Source organism: Prevotella sp. AM23-5 (assembly GCF_003473645.1).
GTDB lineage: Bacteria > Bacteroidota > Bacteroidia > Bacteroidales > Bacteroidaceae > Prevotella > Prevotella copri_A.
Genome location: NZ_QUCG01000085.1, coordinates 1 through 6,760, shown reverse-complemented (window position 1 = coordinate 6,760; position 6,760 = coordinate 1). Strand labels below are relative to the sequence as shown.

The following is a 6,760-nucleotide window of genomic DNA, read 5'->3' as shown; positions in this document are numbered from 1 at the left end:
ATATAAGCTTTGAACATCGTGTCATCCTTTATGGCAAAGTCCAACTGTTCATATACTACAGTATTGACAGAACTTCTGAGTTGTTTTAACTTGTCATTTACTGGTATCTGTCGATGGGCTTGCCAATAGAACGTAACTTCATCTTGCACTATCGCTTTCAACACCATTTTCTGTTCACGGCTGAGTTTCTTGAAAGTCTTGTTTTCTCGTTCTTCGTTGTTGCCATATAAAATAGTATCGATATATTCATCGGCATCAACGATCTCAAACTCATTGTCCCCGAAAGGCAAGTCCAAAATCTTCTTGTTGCTTTTCTTCATCTCACCCATGCACTCCTTACAGATGTGTTGGACATGACCTTTCCTCGAAAATGACTCGTTCGGCTTGTATTCACCACAAATCTTACAGTAATGTCCTTTATGCTTCTTCTTTGCCATATCTCTTATCTTATCAAGGGTTATGCAACTGTATGAGAATGCAGGATGCATCATCTTCCAAGTATTCTATACGACTTGGCAATTTGTTTTCTACTATAACAGAATCTATGCAATCCTTGGATTGATAAAATCCATCTGTACATAAAAACAACAAGTCCATGTCTGATATTTTTGTTTCTTGAATGGATATAGGGTTGCGGAAACCTCTTCCATTCACACAACGAGTCAGAAAGGTACAATTATCACCTTCCTTCAGGTGGTCTTCAGTAAGTTGATGTATACCTTTTTCTTTTTTGTAATATAAACGGACATTTCCTTGCCATGCGTAATTGGCAGTATCATCTTTTATGTATAAGACGGTAACTGCTGCTCCCATTTTGCAACAAAGAGCCTTGCATTTATCTGCAACTGCAATGTCTGCTTGTTCAAAAGCCTTTGCTAACAGCTCTCTTATATCCACAGAATTATGTTCTGCCAATATTTTATAAATACTTTGTGCAACAGTGGCAGCTGCGATCTCACCATATTGTAAGCCACCCATACCATCGGCAAGGATAGCGATGCAACTCCCATCTTGTAATTGTTTGCACAAAATAAAATCCTGGTTTGTATCACATAAGCCTTTTTGACTACAATAATTAATATCTATCATTATAAATCCCTTTCTTCTGTAGCAGAGCGAAACACTTCTGAAATGACTTGCCATGTTCTCCTTACTTGGTCATAATTCAAACCCGATTGTGAATTGAGAGTTTGGCTTATCAAATAGCTTCTCTCCTCCAACTGCAATTCCTCGTCAATTTTGTCTGCATAATATACAAGTTGGTCTCGGTTCAATAACTTTGCCAAATCGTTTGCCAGCCAATAGCCACCAGCCACATATTCGTCAAAATCTTCCCAATCATACACTTCCATATACGCTTCTCGATCCAAGTTTGCCATAAGGTAGTTGTCCAATATGAACGACATATCCTCTGCATCCTTGTTTGTGGTTAGATGTCTGTCCATCCAAGCATTGAACTTCAGCAAGAATAATCCATGCAAAGAAGCTATCTTTACAGTGAATCTGTCATCAATACTAACCGTTATAGCATCAGAAAGCACTTCGTCAAACCCTTTTACGGACATGGCAATTGTTTCTTCGGGTGGCCAATAGATGTTGTCATCTTCCTTGGCGACATATCCGTATGGAACAACATCTATCTCATAGTCACCATAATAGAAGCGTTGGTGTTTTGACTTGTCCTTCTCGAAACCATCCGCAATCAAACTATTTTTGATTTTGTCAAATTCCTGCCAGTTTGGAACAGCTATAGCTAGATCCAAGTCTCTTGTCTTTCTACGTGATGACGTGTTCAGCATCTGCTGCATGACTATATCTCTAGCGGTGGCTCCTATGATAAAGAAGTCGTGATCCATTCTACGGAAGCTATCTGTAAGTTTCTCCAACAAATCCACAAGAAATGGATTGTTTATCTTTTCACTCGAAATCTTTAAGCTCATTCTTTAATATGCGTTGCGCAGCCTCAAAGCAGCGACTATTGCCACTACCCATCAAGTCTGCATAGATTAATATAGCAGGAACAGTTCTGTTGTCTGTTTCCCAATTCCAAAATTTGTTGTACAGATGAATTTCCCCATTTGCATCTTGCTTGACGACACCTGTTCGTATAAGATGTGCTGCAGGTATTTCCGTGTATATGTCGAAAATTCCTGGTTGTAAGTAGCCATCCGTCAAGTTTGCGGCAGGTTCTCCTCCCCATGACATGCCCTTTGGCAATGCTATGTTTTTCCACTCATTTCTATTCGCTTCTGTTCGAAATGCCATTGCGCCTACCAGCAATTTGGGTTTCAATACTTCATTGTAATTGCTAACCCATAAGTCAAGCAGTTGTTTTTTGTCTTTTATTATGCGCCCGTTTTTAGTGTCACAAACAAAACCACGTCTTGTAAGTTCATCCAAAACGTTTTTCACGCTTCCCAAAGATACACCAATTTGCTCTTTTATCTCTCGATAAGGCTTCTTTATATTGTCTGCATCTTGCAACAGATAAAACACGACCTTCAATCCTGCATCTTGAAACACGGGATAGGTTTTCACCTTGGACTCTGTATTTTTCCTTCCTTGATTAAATATTTGGAAAATCAAGTTTCCTGCCTTTGTATATCTGACAAGGCAGTTTCCTGCACAGTCCAGATAGTTGATACCTCTGTTTGCCAATTCTGTTGATACCTGCGGCGTGACGTATTGCGTAACAAGCAAGATTTGCTGCTTGTCATTGTTCATCGTTTGCATAGTCGCTAATGTCGGATTTAATGTGGCCTTGGTTATGTTTTCCCTTACATGACACACAAAATCTACATTCATTATTTTAACAGTGACATCATTTTCATTGGTACAATTTACTTTGACGGCTGTTGTTGACACAACATCCCCCACAGGAAGGCTTGCTCTAAGAGCATCCAATGCTTGGTTTATTATGATATTGTTTGCCATCATTTTATGTTATTTGTTCAATATGTCAGTTGTGTTCAATTTGATTGAACATTGCAAAGATAATGAACAAAACTTAAACGAACGAACTTTTTGTTCAATATTTCATCTTGTTCAATACTATTTAACATAGTGCGAAGATTGAACAGGGATATTTTCAGAAATACAATTCCCGAAAAGTGACACAAATGACAAAAAACGGGAATGCTCGAACTGTATATGCCGGTTCTAACAGATCTCTCTATTATCAAAAAGTGGTAATCATACCACTTTTCGTCACTAGAATATTCCCATACCCTTCATCCTCCCTTGTTTTTCCTTAGCAAATTTAGTTCAGCCCACCAGACTGTCAAGTACCGCCTTGCTATTAGCAGGTTATTTCATCAGCAGCCTTCCACCAATCAAAGATTGGGGTATTCCAATGAAATAATCTCCCAATTCCTTGTCTTGTCTGCCTCCATGTCCGAACTCTTGATTGCACGTAAAATCAATTCCCTCGATGAAGTCGTAAAGGCTTCGAAAATAGGGAAGAAAAAGAAGTTTCACAATTTAATCCGAACAGATATGAACGATATGATTAACGAAAGAGACAAGGAGTTTGCCAATGAGTTTTCACGCTTCGTGAACGGCAAGATGTGTTCCGCATCCAAGGTGGGTGCAGAGTTTGCCAATGACCACCGCTTTCTTGTAAACGAGAAGTTCAAGGTGATGATGGCTTTCATGGAGCAGTTGGCAATAAACTATCAGAAGGGCTATTATGACCTTCGCAATGAATGGGCTTGCACTTTGGCACATGCAGCCATTGAAGCCTTGCGTGAGCAGCAGCTCTACTATCCATCTTCATCAGAGTATTCACCCAATAAATAATGCAGTTATGACAAGCAGATTGATTACACCACAGTTGGCGGAGCAGTTCAAGCAATATCCGCTTTATTCACAGGACGGCAAGAAGAAGGATGCCATTTGCCAATGCGTCTTCTTCATCGGCAAAGTCCGTTGGTATGTATTGGAAGGTCAGCCGGAAGGCAATGACTTCACGCTGTTCTCTATCGTTGTCGGTCTTGCCGATACAGAATATGGCTATGCTTCCATCAAGGAAATGGAAAGTATCAGCGTGGATGTCGGACATAACCTTCCTAAGATACCGATATTGCAGGACAAGAGCTTCAAGCCTTGCCCAATCGGAAACATTCCCGACGAGAGATTGCAGTCGTTTCTGTCTGACATGTATGACAGGGAAGAAGTTTAAACCATTCATCAGCCGTAGGCTTCTTGCCTATGGCTGCTAAAAATCAAACGATATGATACAGCAAAAGATAACGGAGATAGCCGAGATATTAGGATGGAGCGTTGATTTCTCCGAGCCACAAAACGGCAAGACAGATGTAAACTTCGCCAAATATACTTCCTATGGTCAAGATTTCAATTTCAGCGTGGAACTTGAAAACGATGATATGGAAGCCTTCATCGACAATATCCATGAGTATTATGAGAACTTTGATGTTGACGAGGAAGCGTACATTTGGATTGGCTCAGACGGTCACGGCAAAAATGGTGCACCTTACCACATTGCCGATATAGTCAAAGACATGGAGGAAGCTGAAACCATGATGGCTGACCTTTACGAGGCATTCAGACAATATTATTCACAGTTAGAACTTCAAGCCGTATGACAATAGAACAATATCTTTACCGCCTATGTCGAAACATTCTCAAAGAGCGTTTCGACTGGCGCAAATACCTTACCACCCGAAGCTATTTCGGCAGAGACCTTTGCGTCACTCCGCTCCATGTCTCCTATGGACAAATCGGCTATACTATCCATTTCCCTTACTCTCGTGACCCAATGCCCGAACTCGCATATGATTGGGAAATGGACGACCTCACCATCGATGAGAAAGATTGGCAGAAATGGCTATCACCCGAAGAAGATGATGAGGAGGAAGAATAAAACTCCCAAAACGAAAAATCCAAGATGCCTACACATTATTATATATGTGCGCATCTTGGATTTTTGCATGTTTGCCACAGATTGACTCGTTACCGACGGAACGCAGACCGTGCGACCTTTTCCTCTTCTACCTCAGTCTGCTCATTATCATTTGATGATGCAGATTGCTTCATGTCCTTCGCATCCTTGTTTTCTTCCGATACTGAAGCTGCAACATCCTCACTCTGTTGCTCCTTCATTTCCAAAGACACTTCGTCTATTCTCTGCGTGAGAATGGACGTTGCCTTTTTCACATCCATCAAGGTGGTCTTGATGAAACTTGGCGTCTCCTTCAGACTGCCGAGCCACGATTTCAGATAGGCGGCACTGTCTTCCTTCAGATTCTTGGTCATGCCATACTTCTGGCACACCAACGCACTGCCCAACTCTGCAACAAGTTCCTCACGTGCATATTCATCGGAACCGAAGCCCGACTGCGGTTTGAGACGGTTCAACTGATCTTCCGCTCCTGTCGAGTGAACCATCTCATGAAACGCTGTTCCATACCACGACTCACCATCCTTGAACTGTGACTTTTCAGGAATGGTTATCTGGTTGCGGGAAATGGAGTAGAACGCATTGTCCTGGTGTTCGATATTGATGGGACAAATCCATCTCTGCTCCTTGAACATCCGGTCTACAGCAGGAAACGAATACATGTCACCTTCCTTCACCAATGCCTTTTCTGGCTTGTTCTCTGCTTCCAACTTGGCATACAATTCAGGTCTTGCCTCCTTCAGATTGGTCTGTGCCACATTGAACACCTGGTACACGTTCAACTTCGGATAGACATTATACTCCTTCTGCTCCTCAGCACTCATTCGCTTGTAGTCGTCATAGGGTATCTTTTCTTTTGTCTCCTTGTGTACAATGGTGAAACTTGTCAGCATCACAGGAAAACTCTTCTCTCCCTTGTTGATGCAGACCTTGGGCAACGGCTCACCATTAGCATCCGTCATCTGCTTCTTGTTACCTTGCTTGTCGGTCTGATAATTTAAGCCAACGGCACGGTTGAAGGTGCAGAACACCGGCAACTCATAGCCTTTCTTCTCACACAGCATGGTGAGCAACAAGGCATTCATGCCGTTATACTCCCTGCCAGACAGGTTCTTCGGCCAACTCAATGTACCTTCCGTAAACCAAGGCTTTTGCCATCCGTCCTTGCTTCCCAACGACTCGATTTTCTCTATCATCATGTTGGCGAAGGTGTCCAAGGCTCTGTCCTCAGCATTCTTTCCATCGCCATTATTCTGTGGACTCTTATTGTAATATGCCATACTTGCTAATTGTTAGGATGATACGGTTTCTTCTCCCACTGGTTCAACTCCGCCACCTTGCAGCCTAAGTTGAGTCTGTCGTTATACACCGAGATTTCCAACTCGCCCTTTGCCTCGATGGTGGCTTTCGACTGCAGCCATTCTTCCTTTTCTTCCGAGAACCGGACAAAGCGCACCCATGTAAAGGCAAATTCTTCTCCAATCTTCTCTGCACTGAAAGCAGAAAACATCAGGAAAGCCTTACCATTTTTGCCTTTCTTCATATCAATGTCCTTACCGACCTTGCCCTTGAACTCCATGTCGCCCACGATGCCATCCTTGCTTTCCGATACAGGCGAAAGGTTCACTTCCGATACTTTCAAGTTGAAATACAGGTTGTCATCTTTCTTCTTGAAGGTCAATACACCTTTCAACTCAATGCGGTTGCCCACGACAATGCCTTCCGCATCGTCACCATCCATAATACAACTGACAATCACGGTCTTGTTGATACCTTTCTTGGCTGGCACCACCACATCTACGGAATATGTAGTAAACCTTAATTCCGCAACACTATAATTTA

Annotated in this window: 9 protein-coding genes and 1 pseudogene; 4 read left to right on the top strand and 6 right to left on the bottom strand. The window is 42.2% G+C overall.

Annotated elements, in window-relative coordinates; genetic code table 11:
- From DW657_RS15010 to DW657_RS14995, 4 genes are all read right to left on the bottom strand, one after another.
- A partial coding sequence (locus DW657_RS15010) for a hypothetical protein (RefSeq protein WP_199658368.1) occupies nucleotides 1-437 on the bottom strand: 437 nt, incomplete at its 3' end.
- 13 nt (nucleotides 438-450) lie between these two features.
- Nucleotides 451-1,089 (bottom strand): PP2C family serine/threonine-protein phosphatase, encoded by a 639-nt coding sequence (locus DW657_RS15005; RefSeq protein ID WP_158577400.1) that lies wholly within the window; start codon nucleotides 1,087-1,089, stop codon nucleotides 451-453.
- Nucleotides 1,089-1,940, bottom strand: coding sequence for a nucleotidyl transferase AbiEii/AbiGii toxin family protein (locus tag DW657_RS15000; protein ID WP_118313254.1), 852 nt, complete (start codon nucleotides 1,938-1,940; stop codon nucleotides 1,089-1,091). The genes DW657_RS15005 and DW657_RS15000 overlap by 1 nt, the downstream gene beginning before the upstream one ends.
- Entirely contained in the window at nucleotides 1,918-2,937 is a 1,020-nt protein-coding gene (locus DW657_RS14995; protein ID WP_118313253.1) for a type IV toxin-antitoxin system AbiEi family antitoxin, read from the bottom strand. The genes DW657_RS15000 and DW657_RS14995 overlap by 23 nt, the downstream gene beginning before the upstream one ends.
- Before the next feature lie 558 nt (nucleotides 2,938-3,495).
- On the opposite strand from DW657_RS14995, the gene DW657_RS14990 reads away from it, so the two are divergent.
- Genes DW657_RS14990 through DW657_RS14975 form a run of 4 tightly spaced genes read left to right on the top strand, consistent with a single transcriptional unit; the run spans nucleotide 3,496 to nucleotide 4,882 of the window.
- Nucleotides 3,496-3,798 (top strand): hypothetical protein, encoded by a 303-nt coding sequence (locus DW657_RS14990; protein ID WP_022121729.1) that lies wholly within the window; start codon nucleotides 3,496-3,498, stop codon nucleotides 3,796-3,798.
- Nucleotides 3,799-3,805: 7 nt separating this feature from the next.
- Nucleotides 3,806-4,180: a DUF2958 domain-containing protein gene (locus DW657_RS14985; RefSeq protein ID WP_010537185.1), complete on the top strand. Its 375-nt coding sequence runs from the start codon at nucleotides 3,806-3,808 to the stop codon at nucleotides 4,178-4,180.
- A 52-nt stretch (nucleotides 4,181-4,232) separates the two neighbouring features.
- Nucleotides 4,233-4,604 carry a hypothetical protein gene (locus DW657_RS14980; protein WP_118313252.1) on the top strand — a complete coding sequence of 124 codons (372 nt, stop codon included), beginning with the start codon at nucleotides 4,233-4,235 and terminating at the stop codon, nucleotides 4,602-4,604.
- Nucleotides 4,601-4,882: a hypothetical protein gene (locus DW657_RS14975; RefSeq protein ID WP_118313251.1), complete on the top strand. Its 282-nt coding sequence runs from the start codon at nucleotides 4,601-4,603 to the stop codon at nucleotides 4,880-4,882. The genes DW657_RS14980 and DW657_RS14975 overlap by 4 nt, the downstream gene beginning before the upstream one ends.
- Before the next feature lie 116 nt (nucleotides 4,883-4,998).
- Here the strand turns inward: DW657_RS14975 and DW657_RS14970 are convergent.
- Nucleotides 4,999-6,198, bottom strand: a pseudogene (locus DW657_RS14970) (ArdC family protein); the annotation flags it as partial.
- A gap of 5 nt (nucleotides 6,199-6,203) precedes the next feature.
- Nucleotides 6,204-6,760, bottom strand: a 557-nt coding sequence (locus tag DW657_RS14965) for a hypothetical protein (RefSeq protein WP_118313249.1), incomplete at its 5' end; no start/stop codon positions are given.